This window comes from Micromonospora sp. RTBAU3-60 (genome assembly GCF_054963695.1).
Genome location: NZ_JBUEGB010000012.1, coordinates 140,576 through 166,079, shown reverse-complemented (window position 1 = coordinate 166,079; position 25,504 = coordinate 140,576). Strand labels below are relative to the sequence as shown.

At 72.8% G+C, this 25,504-nt stretch carries 24 protein-coding genes; 9 read left to right on the top strand and 15 right to left on the bottom strand.

What is annotated here, in order from left to right:
- Positions 1-15 precede the first annotated feature (15 nt).
- The gene (locus tag ACY34I_RS14860) at positions 16-3,318 is read left to right on the top strand and encodes a S8 family serine peptidase (protein WP_462755616.1); all 3,303 of its coding nucleotides are present in this window, start codon (positions 16-18) and stop codon (positions 3,316-3,318) included.
- Between the two features lie 61 nt (positions 3,319-3,379).
- On the opposite strand, the gene ACY34I_RS14855 is transcribed toward ACY34I_RS14860, so the two are convergent.
- Both ACY34I_RS14855 and ACY34I_RS14850 read right to left on the bottom strand, forming a co-directional pair.
- Positions 3,380-3,775 (bottom strand): hypothetical protein, encoded by a 396-nt coding sequence (locus tag ACY34I_RS14855; RefSeq protein WP_462755615.1) that lies wholly within the window; start codon positions 3,773-3,775, stop codon positions 3,380-3,382.
- Positions 3,776-3,816: 41 nt separating this feature from the next.
- A complete protein-coding gene (locus tag ACY34I_RS14850) occupies positions 3,817-4,806 on the bottom strand; it encodes a 4-hydroxy-3-methylbut-2-enyl diphosphate reductase (RefSeq protein WP_462755614.1) in 990 nt (329 codons plus the stop codon).
- 212 nt (positions 4,807-5,018) lie between these two features.
- Here ACY34I_RS14850 and xseA point away from each other — a divergent pair, with 212 nt between their 5' ends.
- Together xseA and ACY34I_RS14840 are read left to right on the top strand one after the other, a co-directional pair.
- Positions 5,019-6,239 (top strand): exodeoxyribonuclease VII large subunit, encoded by a 1,221-nt coding sequence (xseA, locus tag ACY34I_RS14845; RefSeq protein WP_462755613.1) that lies wholly within the window; start codon positions 5,019-5,021, stop codon positions 6,237-6,239.
- Between the two features lie 14 nt (positions 6,240-6,253).
- Positions 6,254-6,469 (top strand): exodeoxyribonuclease VII small subunit, encoded by a 216-nt coding sequence (locus tag ACY34I_RS14840; RefSeq protein ID WP_148798283.1) that lies wholly within the window; start codon positions 6,254-6,256, stop codon positions 6,467-6,469.
- Between the two features lie 31 nt (positions 6,470-6,500).
- On the opposite strand, the gene ACY34I_RS14835 is transcribed toward ACY34I_RS14840, so the two are convergent.
- Positions 6,501-7,337 carry a hypothetical protein gene (locus tag ACY34I_RS14835; protein ID WP_148798282.1) on the bottom strand — a complete coding sequence of 279 codons (837 nt, stop codon included), beginning with the start codon at positions 7,335-7,337 and terminating at the stop codon, positions 6,501-6,503.
- Positions 7,338-7,561: 224 nt separating this feature from the next.
- Entirely contained in the window at positions 7,562-8,254 is a 693-nt protein-coding gene (locus tag ACY34I_RS14830; protein WP_462755612.1) for a DUF4245 domain-containing protein, read from the bottom strand.
- 158 nt (positions 8,255-8,412) lie between these two features.
- Between ACY34I_RS14830 and glpX the strand changes: the two genes are divergently transcribed.
- Together glpX and ACY34I_RS14820 are read left to right on the top strand one after the other, a co-directional pair.
- A complete protein-coding gene (gene glpX / locus ACY34I_RS14825; RefSeq protein WP_148798278.1) occupies positions 8,413-9,444 on the top strand; it encodes a class II fructose-bisphosphatase in 1,032 nt (343 codons plus the stop codon).
- The gene (locus tag ACY34I_RS14820) at positions 9,441-10,430 is read left to right on the top strand and encodes a DMT family transporter (RefSeq protein WP_462755611.1); all 990 of its coding nucleotides are present in this window, start codon (positions 9,441-9,443) and stop codon (positions 10,428-10,430) included. Before glpX ends, ACY34I_RS14820 begins: the two co-directional genes overlap by 4 nt.
- 26 nt (positions 10,431-10,456) lie before the next feature.
- Here ACY34I_RS14820 and ACY34I_RS14815 read toward each other — a convergent pair whose 3' ends face one another.
- Complete coding sequence (locus tag ACY34I_RS14815) at positions 10,457-11,386, bottom strand: NAD-dependent epimerase/dehydratase family protein (RefSeq protein ID WP_462755610.1); 930 nt, start codon at positions 11,384-11,386, stop codon at positions 10,457-10,459.
- A gap of 143 nt (positions 11,387-11,529) precedes the next feature.
- Between ACY34I_RS14815 and ACY34I_RS14810 the strand changes: the two genes are divergently transcribed.
- On the top strand, positions 11,530-12,216 hold the full coding sequence (locus ACY34I_RS14810) for a TetR/AcrR family transcriptional regulator (protein ID WP_462755609.1): 687 nt from the start codon (positions 11,530-11,532) through the stop codon (positions 12,214-12,216).
- Positions 12,217-12,273: 57 nt separating this feature from the next.
- Here ACY34I_RS14810 and ACY34I_RS14805 read toward each other — a convergent pair whose 3' ends face one another.
- The 7 genes from ACY34I_RS14805 to ACY34I_RS14775 all read right to left on the bottom strand — a co-directional run bounded on the left by ACY34I_RS14805 (position 12,274) and on the right by ACY34I_RS14775 (position 19,336).
- Entirely contained in the window at positions 12,274-13,911 is a 1,638-nt protein-coding gene (locus ACY34I_RS14805) for a hypothetical protein (protein ID WP_462755608.1), read from the bottom strand.
- A gap of 58 nt (positions 13,912-13,969) precedes the next feature.
- Entirely contained in the window at positions 13,970-14,938 is a 969-nt protein-coding gene (locus ACY34I_RS14800; RefSeq protein WP_462755607.1) for an NAD(P)/FAD-dependent oxidoreductase, read from the bottom strand.
- Positions 14,939-15,042: 104 nt separating this feature from the next.
- Complete coding sequence (locus ACY34I_RS14795; protein WP_462755606.1) at positions 15,043-15,705, bottom strand: rhomboid family intramembrane serine protease; 663 nt, start codon at positions 15,703-15,705, stop codon at positions 15,043-15,045.
- 113 nt (positions 15,706-15,818) lie between these two features.
- Positions 15,819-16,493, bottom strand: coding sequence for an aggregation-promoting factor C-terminal-like domain-containing protein (locus ACY34I_RS14790; RefSeq protein ID WP_148798263.1), 675 nt, complete (start codon positions 16,491-16,493; stop codon positions 15,819-15,821).
- Positions 16,494-16,777: 284 nt separating this feature from the next.
- Positions 16,778-18,190, bottom strand: coding sequence for a PhoH family protein (locus tag ACY34I_RS14785; protein ID WP_462755605.1), 1,413 nt, complete (start codon positions 18,188-18,190; stop codon positions 16,778-16,780).
- A gap of 344 nt (positions 18,191-18,534) precedes the next feature.
- Positions 18,535-18,969 carry a hypothetical protein gene (locus tag ACY34I_RS14780; protein WP_148798259.1) on the bottom strand — a complete coding sequence of 145 codons (435 nt, stop codon included), beginning with the start codon at positions 18,967-18,969 and terminating at the stop codon, positions 18,535-18,537.
- A 25-nt stretch (positions 18,970-18,994) separates the two neighbouring features.
- Positions 18,995-19,336 carry a hypothetical protein gene (locus tag ACY34I_RS14775; RefSeq protein WP_148798257.1) on the bottom strand — a complete coding sequence of 114 codons (342 nt, stop codon included), beginning with the start codon at positions 19,334-19,336 and terminating at the stop codon, positions 18,995-18,997.
- Positions 19,337-19,600: 264 nt separating this feature from the next.
- Here ACY34I_RS14775 and ACY34I_RS14770 point away from each other — a divergent pair, with 264 nt between their 5' ends.
- The 3 genes from ACY34I_RS14770 to otsB all read left to right on the top strand — a co-directional run bounded on the left by ACY34I_RS14770 (position 19,601) and on the right by otsB (position 21,450).
- Positions 19,601-20,041: an XRE family transcriptional regulator gene (locus ACY34I_RS14770; protein ID WP_462755604.1), complete on the top strand. Its 441-nt coding sequence runs from the start codon at positions 19,601-19,603 to the stop codon at positions 20,039-20,041.
- 162 nt (positions 20,042-20,203) lie between these two features.
- On the top strand, positions 20,204-20,557 hold the full coding sequence (locus ACY34I_RS14765; RefSeq protein ID WP_462755603.1) for a hypothetical protein: 354 nt from the start codon (positions 20,204-20,206) through the stop codon (positions 20,555-20,557).
- Positions 20,558-20,625: 68 nt separating this feature from the next.
- The gene (otsB, locus tag ACY34I_RS14760; RefSeq protein ID WP_148798251.1) at positions 20,626-21,450 is read left to right on the top strand and encodes a trehalose-phosphatase; all 825 of its coding nucleotides are present in this window, start codon (positions 20,626-20,628) and stop codon (positions 21,448-21,450) included.
- Positions 21,451-21,471: 21 nt separating this feature from the next.
- On the opposite strand, the gene ACY34I_RS14755 is transcribed toward otsB, so the two are convergent.
- The 3 genes from ACY34I_RS14755 to ACY34I_RS14745 all read right to left on the bottom strand — a co-directional run bounded on the left by ACY34I_RS14755 (position 21,472) and on the right by ACY34I_RS14745 (position 25,470).
- Positions 21,472-22,242, bottom strand: coding sequence for an isoprenyl transferase (locus tag ACY34I_RS14755; protein WP_148798249.1), 771 nt, complete (start codon positions 22,240-22,242; stop codon positions 21,472-21,474).
- 31 nt (positions 22,243-22,273) lie between these two features.
- Entirely contained in the window at positions 22,274-23,416 is a 1,143-nt protein-coding gene (locus ACY34I_RS14750; protein ID WP_462755602.1) for a geranylgeranyl reductase family protein, read from the bottom strand.
- A 209-nt stretch (positions 23,417-23,625) separates the two neighbouring features.
- Complete coding sequence (locus ACY34I_RS14745) at positions 23,626-25,470, bottom strand: phosphoenolpyruvate carboxykinase (GTP) (protein WP_148798247.1); 1,845 nt, start codon at positions 25,468-25,470, stop codon at positions 23,626-23,628.
- Positions 25,471-25,504: the final 34 nt, after the last annotated feature.

Here is a 25,504-nt window from a genome sequence, read left to right as displayed (position 1 = left end):
CTGGAGGAAGAGAACGTGAGTCAACCCCGCAACCGGAGCCGGCGCACCTCCGCCGCGCTCTTCGCCTCGGTCCTGGCGGCCGGCGCCATGACCATCGGGAGTGGTGCCGCCACCGCGAGCGCCGCACCCGCCGCCGCTCCCGACGCCGCCCAGCCGACCGCCGCTGAGACGCTCGGTGCCCACGACGCCAAGCTGCTCGACGAGGCGGAGGCGAAGCACGCCCCCACCGTCACCCTGATCATCGCCGCCAAGCAGGGCTCGACCAAGAAGGTCGCCGACGGGCTCAAGGGCCTCGGCGCCGCGGTCACCCAGCGGTACGACCAGGTCGGCTTCCTGCTGGCCAAGGTCCCCACCGGGAAGGTCCTCAAGGCCGCCACGCTGCCGGGTGTCTCGGCGGTCGACCTCGACGAGACCATCAAGCTGCCCGACCCAACCCCCGAGGCCGCCCCGGCCGGCGCGAAGATCGCCAAGCAGGGCGAGACGCTGGCCGGCCCGGGCGCGGACACCGGTGCCGTCAACCCGTACATGCCGACCAACGAGACCGGCGCGGAGGCCTTCAAGGCCGCGCACCCGACCTGGGACGGCCGCGGCGTCACCATCGGCATCATGGACTCCGGTGTGGACCTGGACCAGCCGGCGCTCCAGCAGACCACCACCGGCGAGCGCAAAATCGTCGACTGGGTCACCGCGACCGACCCGTTCGAGGACGCCTCCTGGCGCGCGATGATCACCGAGGTGAGCGGCCCGTCGTTCACCACCTCGCTCGGCACCTGGAAGGCGCCGGCCGGCACGTACAAGTTCAACGTCTTCCGGGAGAACATCACCGCCGCCAGCGACGCCGGCGGCGACGTGAACCGCGACGGTGACAAGACCGACTTCTGGGGCATCCTGTACGACCAGGCCACCGGCAACATCTGGGTGGACGCCAACCAGAACAACGACTTCACCGACGACGAGCTGATGCGGCCGTACAAGGAGAAGTTCCAGGTCGGCCACTTCGGCACGGACAACCCGGCCACCGCGGTACGGGAACAGATCCCGTTCGTGGTCGAGTACCGTCGCAACGTCGACACCACTCCGGTCGGCGGCCCCGGCCTGGTCGACTACGTCAACATCGGCATCATCGAGAGCACCCACGGCACGCACGTCGCCGGCATCACCGCCGCCAACGACATGCTGGGCAACAGCGCCTTCGACGGCGCGGCCCCGGGCGCCAAGCTGGTCTCCGCCCGGGCCTGCTCGTGGGGCGGCGGCTGCACCTACGCGGCGCTCACCACCGGCATGGTCGACCTGGTGGTCAACCGCAAGGTCGACGTGATCAACATGTCGATCGGCGGGCTGCCGGCGCTGAACGACGGCGCCAACGCCCGCGCCCAGCTCTACAACACCCTGATCACCACGTACGGCGTGCAGATGTTCATCTCGGCCGGCAACTCCGGCCCGGGCCTGAACACCGTCGGCGACCCGTCGGTCGCCGACAACGTGGTCAGCGTCGCCGCCAACATCAGCAAGGACACCTGGCTGGCCAACTACGGCTCGGTGGTCCGCAAGGACAACGCGCTGTTCAACTTCTCCTCGCGCGGCCCGCGTGAGGACGGCGGGTTCAAGCCGAACATCGCCGCCCCCGGCTCGGCCATCTCGACCGCGCCGACCTGGCAGCCCGGCGTCCCCGTCGCGGAGGCCGGCTACCCGCTGCCCCCGGGCTACCAGATGCTGAACGGCACCTCGATGGCCTCCCCGCAGGCCACCGGCGCCGCCGCGCTGCTGCTCTCCGCCGCCAAGGCCACCGGCCAGGCGGTCACCCCGGCCGCGCTGCGCCGGGCCATCTACACCTCCGCCAAGCCGATCGCGGGCGTCCCGACGTACGCCCAGGGCTACGGCATGTTCAACGTGCCGGGCGCGTGGAAGCTGCTGGCCCAGGGCGTGACGACCCGCACCTACACCTCCGCGGCGGCGGTCTGCACCGAGCTGTCGGCGAACCTGGCGAAGTACAACGAGCAGCTCGGCACCTTCGAGCCGAGCCCGAACGTGGGCACCGGCATCCACAACCGCTGCGCCGCCGACCGCGGTGGCCAGCAGGTGAAGGAGGGCCGCTTCTACGAGGTCAAGTTGACCCGGACCAGCGGCCCGAACAAGAGCATCAGGCACGAGATCGCCTTCCGCGGCAACGACGGCACCTTCACCGCGCCGGCCGTCGTGTGGCTGCCGCTGAACAAGACCGTCACGGTCCAGGTGAAGGCCAAGCCGATGACCGCCGGCGCGCACGGCGCCATCATGACCGTCGACGACCCGGCCACCCCGGTGGTCGACTTCGAGGTCTCCACCGTGGTGGTCGCCTCGAACACGGTCACCGCCCCGGCCTACTCGTTCTCCACCCAGGGCTCGGTGGAGCGCAACGGGTTCACCTCGTACTACGTGACGGTTCCCCAGGGCGCCGGCGCGCTGCAGGTGAACCTGTCCGGCGTCGCCACCGGCTCGCAGACCCGGTTCATCGCCATCAACCCGTACGGCGTGCCGGTGGAGAGCACCGCGAGCACGGCCTGCTACACCAACTTCTCCGACGCCGCCGCCTGCAAGCCGCAGGAGCGGGACTACCAGAACCCGATCCCGGGCGTCTGGGAGATCGAGGTGGAGGCCCGGCGTACCTCGCCGACGCTGGACAACCCGTTCCAGCTGCAGGCGCGGGTGCAGGGCGTCAAGGTCGAGCCGGGCGTCGTCGAACTGCCGTCCGTCACCGCCGGCGCGCCCACCGAGGTGAGCTGGGGCCTGACCAACACCTTCGGTCCGGTCCAGGTGACCGGTGTGGGTGGCCCGCTCTCCAGCGTGCGCGCCGAGCGGCCGACCATCACCGAGGGCACCGTCCAGGAGTACACGGTCGACATCCCGGCCGGCGTGTCCAGCTTCACCGCCCGGATCGGCAACCCGGCCAACCCCAGCACCGACCTCGACCTGTACGTCTTCCTCGGCACCACCGAGGTCGGCCGCTCGGCCGACGGTGACTCGGAGGAGGCGGTGACCCTGCGGAACCCGGCTCCCGGCACCTACCGGGTGCGGATCGACGGGTACGCGGTGGACGGCGCCGGCGGCAGCACCGCCTACGACTACCGGGACTCGTTCGCCTCGGCGTCGCTGGGTAACGTCTCCGCCCCGGCCACGCCGCTGACCCTGGCCAACGGCGCCACCGCGACCCTGACCGGTACGGTGACCGCCCTGGCCACCCCGGCCGCCGGCCGGGAGCTCTTCGGCGACCTGGCCGTCACCACCACCGAGGGCGCGGTCGTCGGCCGCGGCTCGGTGGCCATCGGCGCGGTCAACTGACCCCACCAAACCCGAGGAGCCCCGCCCCCAACCAGGGGGCGGGGCTCCTCCCTTTGCCGGGTCAGGCGGGTTTGGCGGTCTCGACGACGAAGGGGGTGCCCTGCTGGCAGGTGGTCATCATGCCGGGCTGGGCGTGGCCGGTGACGGTGACCCGGGCACCGGCCTTCAGCACGTCACGCGGGCCGCCGACCAGCAGGTTGCCGTCGAGCAGCAGGCAGTTCGGCTCCACCCCGGCCTGCACCGTGCCGGTGAGCGTGGTGGTGCCGGCGCTCGACGGCCCGCCCTTGGTGGGCGGTGTCGGGTCGGTCGGGCTGACGCTGGGGTCGGGGCTGGGCGTGCTGGTCACCGGGGCGGCTCCCGTCGGGCCGGGGCCGGCAGTCTCGGCGCCCGGGCCGGCGCAGGCGGTGAGCGCGACGCCGGCGAGCAGGGCGACGATCGCCGTCCGAGGAGTCTTCATGAGCGGTTGGACGTACCGGGCGGCCGATCCGTTCCGCCGGGTCAGCCGCGAGCGGCCGCGGCGGCCTTCAGGTCGCGCTTGAGCTCCTGCGGCAGCGAGAAGGTCAGCCGCTCGTTGGCGGTGGTGACCTCCTCCACGTCGGTGAAGCCCCGCTCGGCCAGGCGCGCGAGCACCTGCTGAACCAGCTCGTCTGGCACGCTGGCACCCGAGGTGACGCCGACCGTACGCGCGTCGGTCAGCCAGGCGTCGTCGATCTCGTGGGCGAAGTCGACCAGGTGCCCGGCCCGGGCGCCGGCGTCCAGGGCCACCTCGACCAGGCGTACCGAGTTGGAGGAGTTGCGCGAGCCCACCACGATCACCACGTCGCAGTCCGGGGCGATCTCCTTCACCACGTGCTGCCGGTTGGAGGTGGCGTAGCAGATGTCGTCGCTGGGCGGCGACTGGAGCAGCGGCAGCTTCTGCTTGAGCCGGGCCACCGTCTCCAGGGTCTCGTCGACGGAGAGGGTGGTCTGGGAGAGCCAGACGACCTTGCCGGGGTCGCGCACGGTGACCTTGTCGACGCCGTCCGGGCCGTCGACCAGCTGGATGTGCGCGGGGGCCTCACCGGCGGTGCCGATGACCTCCTCGTGCCCCTCGTGGCCGATCAGCAGGATGTCGTAGTCCTCGGCCGCGAACCGCCGGGCCTCCTGGTGCACCTTGGTGACCAGCGGGCAGGTCGCGTCGATCGCCTTGAGCGAGCGCGCCTTCGCCTGCTCGTACACCTCGGGGGCCACGCCGTGCGCGGAGAAGATGACGGTGGCGCCCTCCGGCACCTCCTCGTTCTCCTCCACGAAGATCGCGCCCTTGGCCTCCAGGGTCTGCACCACGTGCTTGTTGTGCACGATCTGCTTGCGGACGTAGATCGGGGCGCCGTAGAGCCGCAACGCCTCCTCGACGGTCTGCACCGCCCGATCCACGCCCGCGCAGTAGCCGCGGGGCTTGGCCAGGAGCACGCGCTTGCCGGTCCGGTGAGTCGTCTCAGCCTCAGTCACCCAACCATCGTACGTGCCCGATTTTTCCCCGGCAGCGACCGCGAGCCTGACCCCAGCTCGCCACCGTGACCCGACGCCGCCGTACCACACCCGGGGCACGCCCGCCCGCTTGCACCCGTCGATCATGAGCTTCGCGGCGGCGGGAGATCGACACCGCCGCCAACCTCATGATCGACGCGGGTGGTGTCGGCCCCGGGCCGTAGGGTGGGCGGGTGAGCACGGGCAAGGTGGAGCGGAGCACGTCCGAGGAGCCGTGGCCGGTCCGGGTGGTCAGCCAGAAGATCGGCGCCTGGATCGCCCGGCTGGGCTGGGTCTGGGTGGACGGTCAGGTGGCGCAGATCAGCCGCCGGCCCGGCGCCACCACCGTCTTCCTCACCCTGCGTGATCCGTCGGCGGATCTGAGCCTCACCGTCACCACCAACCGCGACGTGCTCGACGCGGGCGCGCCCGAGCTGCGCGAGGGCGCCCGGGTGGTGCTGCACGCCAAACCCGAGTTCTACGCCGCCCGGGGCACGCTCAGCCTGCGCGCCGACGAGATCCGCCAGGTCGGGCTCGGCGAGCTGCTGGCCCGGTTGGAGAAGCTCAAGAAGCTGCTGGCCGCGGAGGGGCTCTTCGATCGGGCCCGCAAGCGTCGCCCCCCGTTCCTGCCCGGGCGGATCGGCCTGATCACCGGCCGCGCCTCGGCCGCCGAGCGGGACGTGCTGACCAACGCGCGCCGGCGCTGGCCGGCGGTGGAGTTCCGCACGGTCAACGTCGCGGTGCAGGGGCCGAGCGCGGTGCCGCAGATCGTCGACGCGCTGAAGGTGCTCGACGCCGACCCGACCATCGACGTGATCATCATCGCCCGGGGTGGCGGCAGCATCGAGGACCTGCTGCCCTTCTCCGACGAGGCGCTCTGCCGGGCGGTCTTCGCCTGCCGCACACCGGTGGTCAGCGCGATCGGCCACGAGACGGATGCGCCGCTGCTGGACTACGTCGCCGACGTCCGCGCCTCGACGCCGACGGACGCGGCGAAGCGGATCGTCCCCGACCTCACCGAGGAGGTACGCCTCATCGGCCAGGCCCGGTCCCGGCTGGAGCGGGCGGTCCGCAACCTGGTCGACCGGGAGCAGCACCGCCTCGACCTGCTGCGCTCCCGGCCGGTGCTGGCCCGCCCGCAGGTGATGGTCGACCAGCGGACCGCCGAGGTCGCCGCGCTGCGCGACCGGACCGGCCGCTGCCTGGACCACCGGCTTGGCGCCGCCGCCGACGACCTGCGCCACACCCTGGCCCGGCTGCGCGCGCTCTCCCCCGCGGCGACCCTCGACCGGGGATACGCGATCGTCCAGCGGGCCGACGGCCACGTGGTACGCGCCGCGTCCGAGGTGACCAAGGGCGACCCGCTGCGGGTACGCCTCGCCGAGGGCGAGCTCGCCGCGACCGTGGACGGCTGATGAAATGGAACCCGATGACTGACGAGAAGAAGGACGAGCGGCTCAGCTACGAGCAGGCTCGCGCCGAGTTGGCCGGCGTGGTCGAGCGGCTGGAGGCCGGCGGCACGTCGCTGGAGGAGTCGCTGGCGCTCTGGGAGCGCGGCGAGCAGCTCGCCGAGACCTGCCAGCGCTGGCTGGACGGCGCCCGGGCCCGCATCGACGCCGCCCGACAGCGCGCGGCGGAACAGTGACGGGACGGCCGGAGCCGTCCCGTCACCAGCCTCAGTCGAACAGGTTGTAGAACTCCGGCGGCGCCTCGACGACCTGGTCGGCCGGGGGCTTCTGGGCGGCGCTGGCGTTGCCGTAGTCCGTGTAGGTGATCCGGATGTCCTGGGCGGCGCTCTGGCCGGCGGCCGGGACCTGCAGCACCAGCTCGCTGAGCCGGCCCTGCGGGTCGACCTTCGCGGTGAACGGCACCGACTTCGCCTGCGCCCCGAGCGCGGTGATCACGGCCGGGTCGAGCGAGCCCGCCTCCGCCGCCTTGGACACATCGACGGTGCCCGCGTAGGTGCCCTCGCCGGTCTGCCGGACCTCGGTGATGCCCTGGGTCAGCACCGCGCTGCCGGCCGGGTCGAGCTTGTCGAAGTCGAAGCCCAGGGCCCGGTTGCCCTTGATCCGGGTCTGGTCGAGGTGCTGGTACTTGCCGAGGTTGAGCTTCTGCACGCCGGGGACGCTGCCGGCGGCCTTGCCGCCCAGCTCCAGCTTCACCCAGCTGTCCGGCTTGTAGTGGATCAGGTCCAGCTTCATCATCAGGTCCGACGACTGGTCGCCGATCGTCATCCGCATCTCCGCGCTCTGGCTCGGCTCGTGCACCTGCCCCTCGGCGGTGGAGCCGGCGCCGGACATGCTGAACCGGAAGTTGCCGTCGCGGATCGCGTTCGTGGAGTTGAGCAGGGCCTGCTTGGCGTCGCCGGGCGTACCGCTGGGCGCGACGCTGCCGGAGACGGTCGGGGAGGCGGAGGTCCCCGCCGCGCCGGTCCCGTTGTCGTTGCAGGCGGCCAGGGCGGGGCTGAGCAGTGCCGCGGCGAAGGCCGCCGCGCTGAAGCGTCGAATCTTCACGTGAACTCTCCAGGTGGGTCGTCCGGCCCACGGAGGTGCCGGAGGCGGGCGCCGGAGCGGTGACGCGAGCTCCGGCGCACGAGCCCGGTCCGGCCGGCGTCGCCGCCACCGGGCGGGCCCGTGTCCTCCTCTGTTCCCGGAAGCGAGGTTCGGCAATCCCTGTCCGTTCGGCACAGACGACCCGTGCCGGATGAGCGACGGACGCCGTCCCGCCCGCACCCGGATCAGCGCAGGGCGGTGGCGAGCTGGCGCAGCTCGTTGTCCCTGGCATCGCCGACGACGATTACCGTGCGGTTCGGTTCCAGCAGCACGAGCGCCTGCTCGTTGCTCCGGGCGGTGTAGCGCTGCCAGCTCACGCCGGCCAGGTCAGCGGGGCCCTGCGGCTGGCCGCCCTTCAGCTCGGCGGGCAGCAGCTTCTCGGCGGGTACGTTGCTCTCCACGAGCTGCGCGCCGCGCCCCTCCGGGGTCACGTAGCCGATGCGCAGCGTCGCGCCGCCCGCCTCGGTCTGGTAGCGGGCGCTGACCGTACGCCAGCCGGAGCTCAATCCCTCCGGCGAGCTGACCGGAAAGGCACCCGCCTCCCGGGCCTGCTGCACGGCGGGCGCCGGGTCGACGGCGGCCGGCTCGTCCCCACCCAGGACGCCGCGGTAGAAGGCGAGCAGCAGCGCGATCGGGACCAGCAGCACCAGCAGCGAGAGCGCCATGTCCCGGGGCGACCGCTCGGAGCGCGCCCGGTCCTTACCGGCGGGCGGCGCGGGGTGTTCTCCCGTGGCGGCCAGTGGGGAGACCCCGCCCGACGCCACGAGGGCCGGTTCGCCGGACGTCTGGTTCGGCCCGGCGGTCGACCGGACGGGCGGCTGACCGTCCGGCGGGGTGACGTCGGTCGGTACACGATCGGCAGGCTGTGCGGCTTCCACCCGTCCATTCTCGCAGCCGTCCGGGTGACGTGATCCTGGCCTCCTCCGCCCCGGCCCGGCGCGGGAGCTGTCATCGTGTGAGGATCAGCGACAAAGCCGGCGGCGGCACGGCCGCAATCCGCCGGTCCACCCCGCAACGTCGCGAGGAGGAATCCGTGATGACAACCACCAGGACGCGGACCCCGCAGAACCTCGACCGCAACCTCGCCCTCGACCTGGTCCGGGTCACCGAGGCCGCGGCGATGGCGGCCGGCCGCTGGGTCGGCCGGGGCGACAAGGAGGGCGGTGACGGGGCAGCCGTCGACGCCATGCGCAAGCTGATCAACTCGATCCCGATGCGGGGGGTCGTGGTGATCGGCGAGGGCGAGAAGGACAACGCCCCGATGCTCTTCAACGGTGAGGAGGTCGGCGACGGGACGGGACCCGAGGTGGACGTGGCGGTCGACCCGATCGACGGCACCACCCTGATGAGCAAGGGCATGCCGAACGCACTCGCGGTGCTCGCGGTCGCCGAACGCGGCGCGATGTTCGACCCGAGCGCCGTCTTCTACATGGAGAAGCTCGCCGTCGGCCCGATGTACGCCGACGTGGTCGACATCAACGCCGGGGTGGCCGAGAACATCCGCCGGATCGCCAAGGTCAAGGGCACCGACGCCGCCGAGGTGACGGTCTGCGTGCTGGACCGGTCCCGCCACGACGACCTGGTGAAGCAGATCCGGCGTACCGGGGCGGGCATCCGGCTCATCTCCGACGGCGACATCGCGGGCGCCATCGCCGCCGCCCGTGGCGAGTCGGACGTCGACGTGCTGATGGGCATCGGCGGCACCCCGGAGGGCATCACCGCGGCCTGCGCCCTCAAGTGCATGGGCGGCATGATGCAGGCCAAGCTCTGGCCGAAGGACGCCGAGGAGCGGGAGAAGGCGATCGCCGCCGGGCACGACCTCGACCGGGTGCTGTTCACCGACGACCTGGTCACCGGGGACAACTGCTTCTTCGTGGCGACCGGCGTGACCTCCGGCGACCTGCTGCGCGGCGTGCGCTACCGGGCCGGCGGGGCGTACACCCAGTCGATCGTGATGCGCTCCAAGAGCGGCACCATCCGTGTGATCGACTCGTACCACCGGTTGGAGAAGCTCGCCCTCTACTCGGCGGTCGACTTCGACGGACGACCCCTGGCCGAGCAGGAGTGACCGCGACCGGGACGGCGGCGCCCCCCACGCTGCCGACCACGCGGCGGATCGCCGGTGTCGGGCTGGCCACCGCCTCGGGGGTCGCGGTGGCCGTCCAGTCCCGGATCAACGGCGAACTCGGCGTACGCCTGGCGGACGGGATCGCCGCCGCGGTGGTCTCGTTCGGCCTGGGCCTGCTGGTGCTGCTGGTGCTGATCCCCGCCACCCCGGGCGGCCGGCGGGGGCTGGCCGCCCTCCGGGCGGCGCTGCGGGACGGCTCCCTGCGACCGTGGCAGTGCCTCGGCGGGGTGTGCGGCGCCTTCCTGGTGGCCACCCAGGGGCTGACCATCGGCACGCTCGGGGTGGCCGTGTTCACCGTGGCCGTGGTGGCCGGCCAGTCCGGCAGCAGCCTGCTGGTGGACCGGGCCGGCATCGGCCCTACCGGCCGCCAGCCGGTCACCTCGAACCGGCTGGTCGGCGCCGCGCTCACCGTGCTGGCCGTGCTGCTGGCGGTGAGCGGCCGGCTCGGCGACCCGCGCGCCCTGGCGCTGGCCCTGCTGCCGCTGGCGGCCGGGGTCGGCATCGCCTGGCAGCAGGCGGTGAACGGCCGGGTCCGGGGAGCCTCCGGCAGCGCCCTGGCCGCCACCCTGGTCAACTTCACGGTCGGCACCGCCGCGCTGCTCGCCACCTTCGCGGTGGAGGTGGCGGTCCGCGGCCGCCCGGCCGGTGCCCTGCCGAGCGAGCCCTGGCTCTATGTGGGTGGCCCGATCGGCATCGTGTTCATCGCGCTCGCCGCCGCCATCGTCCGCTTCACCGGCGTGCTGCTGCTCGGCCTGGCCACCATCGCCGGGCAGATCGTCGGCGCGGTCCTGCTGGACGTGGCTCTGCCGACGGCGGCCTCGCACCCCGGGCCGGCCACCCTGCTCGGCGCGGCGCTGACCCTGGTCGCGGTCCTCATCGCCGCGCTGGGCCCGCCGCCGCGCCTGCCAGCAAGGGGTCCTTCCTAGCGCTCGCCGCTGAGCAGGGCTCCCGCTCAACGCCCCGACCGGCCGCGCAGGCCCGCGACCGTCTCCTTCACCGCCACGTCCAAGGGGGTCGGCTCGATCCCCAGGGTGGCGGTGGCGGCGGAGGAATCCATCACGAACGGCCGGTCGAACTGGTAGGCGGTCTCCCGCAGCTCACGGGCCATCGGGTTGGCGAGGCCGCCGAGCCACAGCACCGGGTAGGGCATCCGGGTCAGCTTCGGCGCCGGCGCGCCGACCAGGGCCGCCGCGCGGGCCGCCAGGTCCCGCATCGGTACGGCCGGCCCGCTGGGCACGTGCCAGGGCCGTCCCCAGGCCCGCTCGTCGGTCGCGGCGGCGACCAGGGTACGGGCGACATCCGGGATGTACGTCCAGGTGTGCGGGGCGTCCCAGTCGACCGGCAGGAAGGCCCGCCGTCCGTCGAGCACCCGGGGCAGCACCATCATCGCCAGCGAGGTGCCGCCGACGCCGAGATAGTCGGAGCCGCGTACCTCGGTGACCCGGACCCGGCCGGCCCGGTGCGCGGCCAGCGCGTCGGCCCACATCCGGTTCCGCACCTGCCCCTTGGTGCCGGTCGCGGCGGGCGGGGTCGCCTCGGTCATCGGGGCGTCGACCGGGCCGTACCCGTAGAGGTTGCCGACCGTGGCGAGCACTGCGCCGGTCCGCTCGGCGGCGGTGAGCAGCGCGGCGGCCAGCGGCGGCCAGTCCACCGGCCACCGGTGGTAGGCCGGGTTGGCGCAGTTGTGGAGCGCGACCGCGCCCTCGGTCAGCGCGGTCAGCCGGGCGGCGTCGGCGGCGTCGGCGGCGACCCGCTCGATCGCGGGGTGCTCGGGTCCGGTGCCGCGGCGGGTCACCACCCGCACCCGGTCGCCCCGCTCGGCGAGGAGACGGGCGGTGGCGGAGCCGACGGGTCCGGCGCCGACGATCACGTGCAGGGCCATGGAGGGCCACCCTTCGAAGCAGAGATCCGTTTCGAGAGCACTGCTCTCGCTAGGTCTCACCCAGCATGACTCCCGCGCCGCTCACTGTCAAGAGCACTGCTCTCTGTTTTGATTGGCGCTCTCATCCATGGCAGAGTGGGTGCATGGTCGCTCACTCGCTCCGTGCCCGGGTACGCGCCGGCATGATCGACGAGATCAAGGCGGTGGCCCGCCGCCACCTCGCCACCGACGGCGCGAACCTCTCGCTGCGCGCGGTCGCCCGCGACATGGGCATGGTCTCCTCGGCCATCTACCGCTACTTCCCCAGCCGGGACGACCTGCTCACCGCGCTGATCCTCGAGGCGTACGACGCGCTCGGCGACGCCGTGGAGGCGGCCGACGCGGCGGTCGACCGGGCCGACCTGCGCGGGCGCTGGCACGCCGCGTGCCGGGCCGCCCGGTCCTGGGCGCTGGCCCACCCCGCCGAGTACGCGCTGCTCTACGGCAGCCCGGTCCCCGGCTACGCGGCCCCCGAGGACACCGTCGCCCCGGCGAGCCGACCCCCGTTGGCCCTGGTCGGCATCCTCCGCGACGGCCTGGCCGACGGCCGGCTCAGCCCGCCCGACGAGGAGCTGCCCGAGCCGGTCCGCGCCGACCTCGCCGAGTTGGCCGCCGGCTTCTCCCCCGGCCTGCCGGAGCCACTGCTGGCCCGCGGCCTGGCCGGCTGGACGCAGCTCTTCGGGCTGATCAGCTTCGAGCTGTTCGGACGGCTGAACGGGGTCATCCCGCACCGCGACGAGCACTTCGACCACCAGACCGCCCTGATGGCCGACCTCATCGGCCTGCCCTGACCCGATCGGCGTTCGAGGCGCGGTGGCGGACCTGAGGTGGCGTCGGCGGCCGCACGGCTACCTCGGCGCCGGGGGCCGTACCGGGCCCGCCGGGTGGGGCACCGCCGGTGGGTACGGCGGGTCGGCGAGCGGTTCGAACGACCCGACCAGCCGGGCCGCCCGCCAGCCGAGCAGCAGCCCCGGCACCGCCGCCAGCCCGGCGAGCGCCACGGCGGTCGAGACGTACGCCGGACGGCCGTAGAGCCACCCGGTCAGCGGCAGTCCGGCCAGCACCAGCGTGAGCGCGGCCGCCAGCAGCACCTCGAGGGTCCACCGGCCCGGGGCACGCCACACCCAGTGGGGGATCAGGGCGAGCAACGGCGTGCCGAGCAGCAGGACGACACAGCCGAGGGCCGCCACAAAGGCGAACAGGTCGTCGCTCAGCCACACCGCGGACAGCGGCAGCACGGTACCTACCGTGAGCGCCCCGAGCAGGGCCGGCAACCAGCCACCGCGCCCGACCAGGCGACCGGCCCGCGCAGCGGCCACGACGAGCACCAGTTCGGCCAGGGCGAACGCCAGCAGCCCGGCCCGGAGCGGGTCGGCGTGGCGGTCCGCGGGCGAACTCGCGCCGAGCGGCGGTGGGCCGCCGCCGTAGGGGCCACCGGTGAACCCGATCCGCCGCCAGTCGCCGTCGGGTCCGCGTACGGCGAAGCCGTCCCGGCCGTTCGCGACCAGCACCACGTGCCGCCCGGCACCGACGTCCAGCACGGTCAGTTCCTGACCGGCGATCCGCTCCCCGCGCGGTCCGGCGTCCTGGTACCGCCGGCTCAGGATCGCCCGCTGCTCCTCGGTGACCTCCCAGGCCAGCCGCCAGGTCCGGCCGGCGTCGTCGCTCTCCTCCACCCGGATCCGCCCCGCCGCCAGGCGGTAGCAACGCTGCGGCGCCGCGGCCGAGCAGTCCTCCCGCGTCGGCGCGGCGGATGGCGTGGCCGACGGCGGCGCGGCCGGCGACCCGGACGCCGGCGGGAACCGCGGATCGAGGCGCTGCTCCTCGGCGGCGGTCGGATCACGCCACGTATCGCCGCCGTCGTCACTCACCCGCCACGTCGCGCCGAACGAGCGGATGTCCGCACCCCGGCTCTCCCCGATCCCGGCGGCCAGCCGGCCGTCGACCACCGTCGCCCGGGCCGCGTCGAAGTACCAGACCGCGCTGGTGGCCGCCACGGCGAGCGTCGCCGCCGGCAGCACCACCAGCAGCCGGACCAGTCGGGCCAACCGACGCCCCACCGGATCGCGCCGGGCGCGACGCCAGGTCCAGCCGGCCAGGGCCAGGGCCGGAAGGGCCAGCAGGTCGGTGCGGTCGGCCCGGACCAGCGACGGCCCGCTGACCACGCTCCAGGCCGATGACGCGGCTGCCGCGGCGTACCCACTGGTCTTGACCACGGTGAAGCCGATGCCGACCAGCCCCAGCCCGAGCCCGGCGGCGGCCCTGGCCGGAATGCGGGGCACGGCCAGCGCGACGAGCGCCGCGACCAGCGGCGGTGCGAGCACCAGACCGGCGACGTCGCTGAGCTTGCCGGTGAGCCAGCCGGGCTGGGCGGCCTTGAGCACGTGGTCGTTGAGCGCCAGGACGACCAGCGCGAGCACCGTCACCGGATGGCCCAGCCAGGCCAGCGCGACGCGGGCGGCGTCCGGCACGGTCGGGCGGTCCATCCGTCCACCGTGGCGTCGGCCGGTCTCGATCAGGCCACGCTCCGGCGGGGATCGGGACTCAACTGCCGTCGGACGAGTGGCCGGGGAAGAGGTGGGCGGTGGGGTCGATGGCCACTGCGGCGTTGTTCACCGCCGTGGCCGCCTCGCCGAAGCCGGTGGCGATCAGCCGGACCTTGCCCGGATATTCGGTGATGTCGCCGGCCGCGAAGACCCGGGGCAGGTTGGTGGCCATCGCGCTGTTCACCAGGATGTGCCGGCGGTCCAGCTGCAGCCCCCACTCGGCGAGCGGGCCCAGGTCGGCGGTGAAGCCGAGGGCCGCGACCAGGGTGTCCACCGGCAGGCTCTCCGCCGCGCCGCCGCGCACGGTGAAGTCCACGCCGGTGAGCTGCTCCTCGCCGTACAACCGGGTCACCTCGGCGTTGACCACGACGCGGACGGGCAGCGACCGCACCCGGGCCACGGTCGACGCGTGGGCACGGAACTTCTCCCGCCGGTGCACCAGCGTCACCGAGCGGGCGATCGGCTGGAGCGTCACGGCCCAGTCGAAGGCCGAGTCGCCGCCGCCGACGATGACCACGTCCCGGTCGGCCAGCTCGGCCGGCTGCGGTACGAAATAGACGATCCCGGTGCCCAGGAAGCTGTCGGCCACCGGCAGCGGCCGGGGCGTGAAGCTGCCCAGGCCACCCGTCACCAGCACCGCGCCGCAGTGCAGCTGCTCGCCGCCGGCCAGGCCGAGCACCGGCCGCCCGTCGAGGTACGACAGCTTCTCCGCCCGGGTGCCGAGCAGGTATTCAGGGTGGAACGGCGCGGCCTGGGCGACCAGGTTCGCCACCAGCTCCCGCCCCTTGATGGTGGGGAACCCGGCGACGTCGAGGATGAGCTTCTCCGGGTACATGGCGGTCACCTGCCCGCCCGGCTCGGGCAGCGCGTCGACCACCGCCACGGAGAGTCCGCGGAACCCGGCGTAGTACGCGGCGAAGAGCCCGGCCGGCCCGGCGCCGATCACGGCGATATCGACCTCGCGCATGGCGCACCGTCACTTTCCGCTCACGGATCAACGCGTGCTGATCCCGACGGTAGGCGGCCCGGTGCCCGCGGGCAAGCAGGTCACGCCGACGGCCCGGCGCCCGGTCAGGGCAGGGTCAGCGTGGGCGACTCGCCGCGCTCCGCCGCCAGCGCCTCACCCCGGCGGCGGCGGAACAGGATCGCCGCCACGATCCCGCCGAGCAGCCCGAACAGGTGCCCCTGCCAGGAGATGTGCTCGTCGGTGGGGAGGATGCCGAGCAACTGCCAGCCGTAGAGCAGACCGACCAGCAGCACCACGGCGAAGTTCCACCAGCTCCGCTCGACGACGCCGCGGGTCAGCAGGACGCCGAGGTAGCCGAAGATCACCCCGCTGGCGCCGACCACCACCGAGTTCGGCGAGCCGGTGAACCACACCCCCAGGCCGCTGATCAGGATGATCAACAGCGTGGACCAGAGGAACCGGCGGGTGCCGGCGGCCAGCACGAAGGTGCCGAGCAGGATCAGCGGGATGCTGTTGCTGTAGAGGTGGTTGAAGTCGGCGTGCAGGAACGGCGAGAAGAAGACCCCGTCGAGCCCCTGGATCCGGTGCGGGATGATCCCGGCGGTGACGTCGAGGTTGCCGTGCAGGCCGACGTCGAGCGCCTCGATGAGGAACAGCACCGGCACCACCGCGCACATGGCGACGAAGGCCCGGCCCAGTGAGGCGTAGAACGCCTCGGTGCCGAACCGTCGGGGATCGCCGCTCGTCGAGCCATCGCGCCAGGTCACGTACCAACAGCTATCAGCAATCCCGGCCGACCGCCACCCGGGTCCGGCATGCCGTGACATGACGACGGCGGGGTGCGCGGATCTCCGCCCACCCCGCCGTCGTCACCGTCCGATCAGTACCAGCCCGTGCTCTGCGAGTGCTGCCACGCGCCGCAGGGGTTGTCGTACCGGCCCTCGATGTAGCCGAGGCCCCATTTGATCTGGGTGGCCGGGTTGGTCTTCCAGTCGGCCGCGACCGAGCCCATCTTGCTGCCGGGCAGGGCCTGCGGGATCCCGTACGCGCCGGACCCCTCGTTGTAGGCCTTGTGGTTCCAGCCGCTCTCCTTGGTCCAGAGCTTGTCCAGACACGGGAACTGGTCGATGCCGAAGCCTTCCTTCAGCATGAGCGCGCAGCCGATGGCCCGGTTGCCGCTGTATTCCTCGCAGGAGGCCGGGATCGGCCCGTCGTACGGCTTCGCCGCGGCCGCCTCCGCGCGCGCCTTCTTCCGCGACGCGGCGGCTGCCTCGGCCTCCCGGGCCCGCTCGGCGGCCTCCTTGGCTGCCGCCGCCGCCCGCAGCTTCGCCTGGTACTCGGCGGCCCGCTGCCGGGCCGACTCCACGCGGTGGTCGGCCTGCCGCTCGCGCTGGTACGCGTACTCTGCCTGGTCGACCTCCAGGCCGGCCTGCGCGGTCAGGCCCTGTTGCTGGGTCTGTCGGTCTTCGCCCAGATAGAAGCCGCCGGCAACGCCCACGGAGAGCAGCGCGACAGCGGCCGTACGGGCACCGAACCGGCTCCACAGCCGACTCACGAAGTGTCCCTTCGTCGGGGGCAAGGACTCGACGCGACGCGTGGCCGTCGGTGGGCCGCGCCGGCGTCGCGAGCGCCCCGACCCCGCGGTCGCAGCCGACGCACCGGCGTTCGTGGCTCTCGCCGCCCGTGGCGAACGATGCTCGACGATCTTCCTGGTGCGTGGGCGCTCGATGGACACCATTGCGCACAGTGAGGCTGATGGGAAATGAAGAGGGCGAATTGTGATCTGCACCACAAAGTGAAGGCCCTCAAACAAGGACAAAGGCACCCGGCGGGTCGGCCTCAGAGGGGGATGTCCTCCAACAGATCCGTGACCATCGCGGCGATCGGAGAACGCTCCGAACGGCTGAGGGTGACGTGCGCGAAGAGGGGATGGCCCTTCAACGCCTCGATCACCGCGGTCACCCCGTCGTGCCGCCCCACCCGGAGGTTGTCCCGCTGGGCCACGTCGTGGGTGAGCACCACCCGCGACCCCTGGCCGATCCGGGACAGCACGGTGAGCAGCACGCCCCGCTCCAGCGACTGCGCCTCGTCGACGATGACGAAGGCGTCGTGCAGGCTGCGACCGCGGATGTGGGTCAGCGGCAGCACCTCCAGCAGCCCCCGCGAGGTGACCTCCTCGAGCACGTTCTCGTGCACCACCGCGCCGAGCGTGTCGAAGACCGCCTGCGCCCAGGGCGACATCTTCTCCGACTCCGAGCCGGGCAGGTAGCCGAGTTCCTGCCCGCCGACCGCGTAAAGCGGGCGGAAGACGATCACCTTCTTGTGCCGGCGGCGCTCCATCACCGCCTCCAAGCCGGCGCAGAGCGCCAGCGCGGACTTGCCGGTGCCGGCCCGGCCGCCCAGCGAGACGATGCCGATCGACTCGTCCAGCAGCAGGTCGAGCGCGATCCGCTGCTCCGCCGAGCGGCCGTGCACGCCGAACGCCTCCCGGTCGCCGCGGACCAGCCGTACGGTCTTGTCGGGCAGCACCCGGCCGAGCGCCGAGCCGCGCGTCGAGTGCAGCACCAGCCCGGTATGGCAGGGCAGGTCACCGGCCGCGTCGACGTCCAGCGTCTCCCCCGCGTACAGCCGGGCGATCTCCTCCTCGGCCAACTCCAGCTCGGCCATGCCGGTCCAGGTCGGGTCGCTGGCCTGGCCGTGCCGGTACTCGTCGGCCCGCAGGCCGACCGACGCCGCCTTCACTCGTAGCGGCATGTCCTTGCTGACCAGGGTGACCTCCCGCCCCTCGGCGGCGAGGTTGAGCGCCACGGAGAGGATCCGCGCGTCGTTCGACTCGTTCCGGAAGCCCGGCGGCAGCACCCCGTCGTCGGTGTGGTTCAGCTCCACCCGGAGGGTGCCGCCCTCCTCGTTGGCGGGCACCGGCCGGTCCAGCCGGCCGTGCTGCACCCGCAGCTCGTCCAGCATGCGCAGCGACCGGCGGGCGAACCAGCCCAGCTCGGGATGGTGCCGCTTGCCCTCCAGCTCGGAGATGACCACCAGCGGCAGCACCACCTCGTGCTCGGCGAAGCGGTGGAACGCCGCGGGATCGGAGAGGAGGACCGAGGTGTCCAGGACGAAGGCCTGGCCGGCTGGTCGGGGCTCCTCGGTGCCGGCCGGCGCGGCCGCCGCCCGGCGGCTGCGGGTGGTCCGGCGGGTCGTGGCAGTCGCGGCCGGGGTCTGGTCGGCACCGGCGGGGGTACGGCGAGTCGTCACAGGCCTGCTCCGCGGATGGGCACCCGGCCACCCGTGTTCCGCCTCGTCCGGTGCCCGGTGGACACGGGGTCGGATGCGGGCCCCGTGCGCGAGGTCGCAGATCCGGGCTCTCCGGCTGGCTCGGGAAAACCCCGTGCCATGCCTAGACGCTAGTGGCACCAGGGCCCGTCGGCTAGTGGTCGGTGTGGATCTCACCTGACCGGGAGATGAACGGCGCGCGGCGGAACCGGCCGGGATGCATGCCCCCTGCGCGCATCCCGGCCGGCGGAGCCACCGTCACCGGTCTGACGTGGCCCCGACGGTGCGCGCCCGCCGCGGACGACACACCGTGCTCTGGGCGGGCCTCAGCCCTGCCGCCGGACCAGGGTCCCGGTCTGCCGGCGGCCGGCGACGGCGGCACTGAACGAGGACCCGGTGTACGTGGTGCCCTGCCGGGTGGCGAGCCCGCCGAGCTGGGCGGGCGCGGTGGCCCGCAGGGCCGGATTGGCAGTCGTCCGCGCGGTGACGGCGGCGGGGACGGCCGTCCCGGCGAACGGCACCGCGGCGCGGGTGGCCGTGGTGGTCACCGACACCGGCGCCGGACCGGCCAGCGCCGAGGTGATCGCGGCCTGCGCGTCGCGGCGCCGCCGGTGCCACGCCCCCCGGTCGCCGTCGAAGTAGCCCTGGCGGTAGCCGAACCGGTAGCCGATCCGGTAGCTGAGCTGGCCGTGCAGCCGACCCGCCGCGTAGCAGGTCGAGCCGAGCACGAGGACGAGCACGACGGCGAGGAACGGGCTCATCCGGTCACTCCCGCTGGCCGCCGGGTCATCGCTCCTCCGGCTCGACCTCGGGGTCGACGACCAGCAGCCGCTCCAGGTCGGCGGTGCTGACCTCCTCGACCAGCTCGACGCTGATCCGGCAGCCGTCCAGGATCACCTCGGCCACCGAGGAGCGCCGGATCTCGCCACCGGCGTCGTAGACCCGGACGCTCAGCTCCGGACAGCCGAGGTGGGTCCGCCAGGCGTTCCACTCGGCCCGGTCACCGACACTGAGGGAGAGGTACCGGCAGCCGCGGGCGAGGTAGAGGCGCCACGGCGCGCTCAGCCCGGCGGCCACTCCGTCCGCGATCAGACCGAAGGCCTGGGCACGGGTCGCAAGCTCGGTCACGAGACCCCCTCGTCACCCGCGGAGTGACGCATGTGAGCACTGATCGTCTCATGCACGTGACACACCGTAAGTTGTCTCATGAGCGTGACAGTATCAGCTTTTCGTCTGTTTACCGCCGTCCTGGTGTCCTCCTATTCTGCCCGGGTGACACCCCTCAGGATCAGCACTGGATCGTTTACCGGAAATCCGAGTACGCCGTCACGTCAGCGTGACAGCAGCGCGCCAGGACGCGCCGCCGAGACCGACGGGTCGTACCGTCACGGAGTGACCGAGACCGCCAACGCACGGAAGATCGCCTTCGCCACCTTCGTCCGCCGTGCCCTGGACGAGGCGCGGGCCATGCGGGCCTGGAGCGGCACCGAGGTGTCCCGGCGCACCGGCGTCTCCCGGCAGACCATCAACCGGTGGGTACGCGGGGACTGGGCCAGCGACCCGGAGGCGGAACGGGTGGTCGCCTTCTGCGAGGGGCTGGGCCTCAACCCGGCCGCCGCCTTCACCGCCCTCGGCTGGGACCGCGCCACCAGCCCGCGCACCCCCGCGACACCGCCGCCGATGGACCCCGACGTCGAGGCGCTGCTGCGCCGACTGGTCGACCCGAACGTCTCGGACGCGGAGAAATTCCACATTCGGGAAACCATTCGTTACCTCGCTTATCGGCCGACCCTCCCGGTCAATGTTCGAAACAGCGGTAAACAGGCCGGCTAGTTCCTCAGATGGCGAAAGAACGGCAGGTCAGACCCGATCGTTTCGCTCCGGGGGCGTAACGGGCACGCTAGCGTCCCTATTCGTACTGCTTGGGCTCGTCGTCGGCGGGGGGACGGGACAAGGCCGAACCCAGCCCTGCGGGACAGAAGGAGGGGTCTGTCCATGACCCTGAAATGGTTGGCAGTCGTGGTCGCGGTGGTGTCGGTGACATCGTGCGTGACCGGCAACGTGGTGGTCGGCGTACTGAACGGCGGGCAGCTTCCCCTGGTCGTCAATCTTCTCGCGCTCACCACGGCCGGCACCGCGGTGATCCTCGCCGTCCTCGCCGAGCTGCACGACCGGCTCAACGACCGGGTCAGCGCGCTCACCGAGTTCCTGGTGGCGCGGCTCAACGAGATCGAGGCGCACTCCGGCGACCGCAACAGCGGGTTCGTGGAGGGCTACCTGCTGAGCCACGGCCCGGAGGCGACCGTGGTGCCGTTCGGGCCCCGGGGACGGGGAGCCGCCGAACGCTGAATCCGCGTCGCCCGAGCGTCATATCTCGGCCACGAATACGCCGCCGTGGCCGGGGTACGCTGTCGCGCGTGCCGCCGTTGAATCTGGGCAACCAATCGCCGAAGACGCCGCTGGACGCCGAGCACGCCTGGCGGGCCACCGCCACCCGGGCCGCCGACGTGGTGTTCTTCTTCGACTTCGACGGCACCCTGGCACCGGTCGACGACGACCCCACCGCGGTCCGGCCCGCGCCGAAGGTGCTCGCCGCGCTGGAGGCGCTCGCCCCGCACGTACGCCGGATCGCCATCGTCTCCGCGCGCCCGGTGGAGTTCCTCCGCGACCAGCTCGGCGGCCTCGCCGGCATCGACCTGTACGGGCTCTACGGCCTGGAGCACAGCCACTCCGGCGGGGAGACCGTGACCGAGCCGGCCGCCCTGCCCTGGGTGCCCACCATGGCGGAGCTGGCCGAGCAGGCCCGCGCCGAGCTGCCGCCCGGCGCCCTGGTGGAGTTCAAGCGGCTCTCCGTCGCCCTGCACTGGCGTACCGCCCCCCAGCTCGGCGACCTGGTCCAGGAGTGGGGCCGGGCGCGGGCCGAGCGACTGGGCCTGCGCTGCCAGGCCGGGCGCATGGTGCTGGAGCTGAAGCCGCCGGTCGACCGGGACAAGGGCATGGTCATCGGGGAGGTGGTCCAGGACGCCGGTGGCGCCTGGTACTTCGGTGACGACGTCTCGGACATCAAGGCGTTCGCCGCCCTGCGCGCCCGGGCCGCCGCCGACCCGGACTTCATCGGCGTCTGCGTCGCCGTCGCCAACCCGGAGACCGGGCACGAGGTCGCCGACGCCGCCGACCTCACCCTCGAGTCGCCCGCCGCCCTCGCCGACTTCCTCACCGGGGCCCTGTCCCGGCTGCGCTGACCGCTTTGCGCCGGGGACTGGTCAGACCCCGTAGCGCCGCTGGCGGGTGGCGTACGAGCGCAGGGCGCGGAGGAAGTCGACCCGGCGGAAGTCGGGCCAGTTGAGCTCGCAGAAGTAGAACTCCGAGTGGGCCGACTGCCACAGCATGAAACCGGAGAGCCGCTGCTCGCCGCTGGTCCGGATGATCAGATCCGGGTCCGGGAGGCCCTTGGTGTAGAGGTGCTCGGAGATCAGGTCGACGTCGATCGAGCCGGCCAGCTCCTCGATGGTCCCGCCGTTGGCCGCGTGCTCCAGCAGCAGCGAGCGGACCGCGTCGGCGATCTCGCGCCGCCCGCCGTACCCGACGGCGATGTTGACCTGCGCCCCACCGCTGCGCTCCCGGGTGCGCTCCGCGGCCGCCTTGAGCGCGGCGGCGTGGTGCGCGGGCAGCACGTCGAGGGCGCCGACCATGCGCAGCCGCCAGGGGTTGCCCTCCTCGGCCAGCTCGGTGGTGAGGTCCTCGATGATCTGGAGCAGCGGGTCCAGCTCGGCGGCCGGCCGGGAGAGGTTGTCGGTGGAGAGCAGCCAGAGCGTCACGTGCCCGACGCCGGCCGCGTCGCACCAGCGCAGCAGCTCCTTGATCCGCTCCGCGCCCATCCGGTGGCCGTCGTTCGGATCGACGAAGCCCATCTCCCGGGCCCATCTGCGGTTGCCGTCGCACATCACGCCGACGTGCCGGGGCACCGGCTTGCCCGCGAGCTTCGCCGTCAGCCGGCGCTCGTACACGGAGTAGAGGAGTTTCCGCAGAGTCATCACCTTGCAGGGTAGCGACCCAGGTTGAAGATCAGTGTCGCGGTGGCTGATCTCGCTGGGTGAGACCGATGCCGATCATGGCCAGGGTACGGGCGTCGAGACGTCCGTCACCCAGTCCCAGCTCCACCACGGTCCGGTAGACCCGGCCGTCCCGCCGGGCCGCGCGGACCGCCGCGTCCACCACCTGACGCCGCCGGGCCAGCCAGGCGGCCGCCGAGCTGTGCCGCAAATGCGTGCCGAGCCGGCGGCGGAGGGTGTCGGCGTACCGGCGGGCCGCCTGCGCCGGGCTGCCGGCCGCCGCCACGCCGGCCAGCGCGCCGGAGCGCAGCGCGTAGAAGATGCCCTCGCCGGTGAACGGATTGATCAGCGACAGCGCGTCGCCGGCCAGCACCACCCGGCCCCGCCCGGGCATCGGCCGGTGCGTGGAGAGCGGCAGGTGGTGGGCCCGCAACTCGGTGACCCTGGCCGGATCGGTGCCGGGCAGCAGGGCGGCCAGCCGGTCCAGCAGGTGCGCGCGGGTCAGTGGCTCGCCGCGCAGTACCTCCCCGTACCCGACGTTCGCCCGGCCGTCCCCGATCGGAAAGGACCACGCGTACGCCGGCCAGCGCGGGGCCGAGGTGATGATGAGCTGCTCGGGCGGGCCGGGCAGCGCTGGGGCATAGCCACGGATGGCCAGCGCGAGGTGACGGTCCGGGTTTGCCGGATGGCCGAGGGCCCGACGGAGCACGGAGCCCGCACCGTCCGCCCCCACCACGGCCCGGCCGGTCAGCTCGCCGTCGAGCACCACCCGGTCGTCACGCAGGTCGACCCGGCGTACGGTGTGCCGGCGCAGCTCCGCGCCGGCGGCGACCGCCGCGGCCACCAGCCGGGCGTCGAACACCGCCCGGGGCACCGTGTACGCGGGCCGGGGCAGCGCCCGGGCCACCGTGCCGCCGCCGGGGCCGACGAGGCGCAGCGCGGGCAGCGGGGCGTACCCGTCGACCGCCCCGGTCACACCCAGCTCGGCGAGGACGTCCAGCGCGTGCGCCGCGATGCCGTCGCCGCACGCCTTGTCACGGGGAAAGTCGTACCGGTCCAGCAGCAGCACCCGCGCCCCGGCCCGCCGCGCAGCGAGCGCGGCGGCCGACCCCGCCGGCCCCGCCCCCACCACGATCACGTCCCACTCCGCACCCACCCGCTCATCCTGCCCCGCCCCTGGGCGATCGCACCGGTGATCATGAAGTTGGCGGCGATGTCGATCTCTTCCACCGCAGTCAACCTCATGATCACCGCAGCGCGCGGGGGGCGGTCGGCGCTTGGACGGGGGACGGCCGCCGGACCTTGATGGTCTCGGCGGCCGTCCTTGTGGCATCCGGTGTCGCCCGGTACGGGCAACCGGCGCACCTACCGCTGCGGCTGCTCCGCGTCGAGGCGGGCGCGCAGCGCGTCCAGCTCGGCCCAGAGGACGCCGGGGAGCTTGTCCCCGAACTTCTCGAACCACTCGGTGACCAGCGGCAGCTCGTTGCGCCACTCCTCCGGGTCGACCTTGAGGGCGATCCGGACGTCCTCCGGGGTCATGTCCAGGCCCTCGACGTCGAGCGCGTCCTGAGCCGGAACCATGCCGATCGGCGTCTCGACGGCCTCGGCGCGGCCCTCGATCCGCTCGATGATCCACTTGAGCACCCGGGAGTTCTCGCCGAAGCCCGGCCAGAGGAAGCTGCCGTCCGGGTCCTTGCGGAACCAGTTGACGTAGTAGATCTTGGGCAGCTTCGCCTCATCGCCGTCGACGCCCTTGCCCATCTCGATCCAGTGCCGGAAGTAGTCGCCGGCGTGGTAGCCGATGAACGGCAGCATCGCCATCGGGTCCCGGCGGACCACGCCGACCGCGCCGGAGGCCGCCGCGGTGGTCTCCGAGGAGAGAGTGGCGCCCATGTAGACCCCGTGCACCCAGTCACGCGCCTCGGTGACCAGCGGGACGGTGTCCCGGCGACGGCCGCCGAACAGGATGGCGTCGATCGGCACCCCGTTCGGGTCGTAGTAATCCTCGGCGAGGATCGGGCACTGGGTGATCGGGGTGCAGAACCGGCTGTTGGCGTGCGAGGAGAGCTCGCCGCTCTCCGGCGTCCAGTCCCGGCCCTTCCAGTCGACCAGGTGCGCCGGCGGCTCACCCATGCCCTCCCACCAGATGTCGCCGTCGTCGGTCAGCGCGACGTTGGTGAAGACGGAGTTGCCGCGGTCCAGGGTCCGCATCGCGTTGGCGTTGGTCTTCCAGTCGGTGCCCGGGGCGACCCCGAAGAGGCCGAACTCGGGGTTGATCGCGTAGAGGCGGCCGTCCGGGCCGAACCGCATCCAGGCGATGTCGTCGCCGATGGTCTCGACCTTCCAGCCCGGGATGGTGGGCTCCAGCATGGCCAGGTTGGTCTTGCCGCAGGCCGACGGGAAGGCGCCGGCGACGTGGTAGACGCGGCCCTCCGGCGAGGTGATCTTGAGGATCAGCATGTGCTCGGCGAGCCAGCCCTCGTCCCGGCCCATCACGCTGGCGATCCGCAGCGAGTAGCACTTCTTGCCCAGCAGCGAGTTGCCGCCGTAGCCGGAGCCGAAGGACCAGATCTCCCGGGTCTCCGGGAAGTGCGAAATGTACTTGGTGTCGTTGCACGGCCACGCCACGTCCTGCTGGCCGGGGGCGAGCGGGGCGCCGATGGAGTGCAGGGCACGCACGAAGTCGGCGTCGTCGCCCATCGCCTCCAGGATCTTCGCGCCCATCCGCGTCATGATCCGCATCGAGGCGACCACGTAGCCGCTGTCGGTGATCTCGACGCCGAACATCGGGTTCTTCGCCTCGACCGGGCCCATCACGAACGGAATGACGTACATCGTCCGGCCGCGCATCGAACCGCGGTAGAGGTCCGTCATGGTGCGCTTCATCTCGGCCGGCGCCATCCAGTTGTTGGTGGGGCCGGCGTCCGCCTCGTCGACCGAGCAGATGAAGGTGCGCTCCTCGACCCGCGCGACGTCCGTCGGGTCCGTCCGGGCGTAGAACGAGTTGGGCTTCTTCTCGGGGTTCAGCCGGATCAGGGTGCCGTTCTCGACGAGTTCGTCGGTGAGGCGGCGCCACTCCTCATCGGACCCGTCCACCCAGACCACCCGATCCGGAGTGGTCAGTTCCGCGACCTCACGTACCCAGGCGAGCAGTTTGGGGTGGGACGTCGGGGCCTGATCGATACCCCGAACAGTAGCCGGAGCAACCATGTCACATCTCCTTGTGGTCGACGCTGACCGATGT